Origin of the sequence: Burkholderia sp. BCC1638 (assembly GCF_902833195.1) — a bacterium.
GTDB classification, from domain to species: domain Bacteria; phylum Pseudomonadota; class Gammaproteobacteria; order Burkholderiales; family Burkholderiaceae; genus Burkholderia; species Burkholderia diffusa.
Window position 1 is genome coordinate 1 of record NZ_CADFEC010000143.1, and the last position, 444, is coordinate 444.

At 74.3% G+C, this 444-nt stretch carries 1 protein-coding gene; it reads right to left on the reverse strand.

Annotated elements, in window-relative coordinates; genetic code table 11:
- Positions 1-129 precede the first annotated feature (129 nt).
- A partial coding sequence (locus tag HWX22_RS31610) for a LysR family transcriptional regulator substrate-binding protein (RefSeq protein ID WP_175917028.1) occupies positions 130-444 on the reverse strand: 315 nt, incomplete at its 5' end.

Consider the following 444-nt stretch of genomic DNA (forward strand, 5'->3'; position numbering starts at 1 on the left):
GACGCTGCCCTGAGGGCGCGTCGCGCGGAACGTGGGGGCATTGCGTGGAACGCGAGCCCCGCTCGGCGACGGCCGGGGGCGACCGGCACGGTTCGCCATGCGGATCACCGCGACGCCCCGGCCGACGCGCTACAAGCCGCGCCGCAGCCACTCGCGGCACAGCCGCACGTGCGGGCCGCGATCGTCGCCGGGCAGGGAGATCAGCGAGATCGCACGCGTCACGCGCGGCTTGTCCAGGCGCAGCGCGACCAGCTCGGGATCGTGCAGGTGCAGGGGGTAGAGGCTCGGCAGGATGGCGACCGCCAGGCCGTTGCGCGCGAGCGCATACAGCGGCTCGGTGTATTCCATCCGGTAGGCCAGCTCCAGCGGCAGCTGCTGCGCGCCGCCGGTGCGGGCCATCGCGTCGATCACGCTGCCGCGCACGAAGCCGCCCAGCTCGCGATC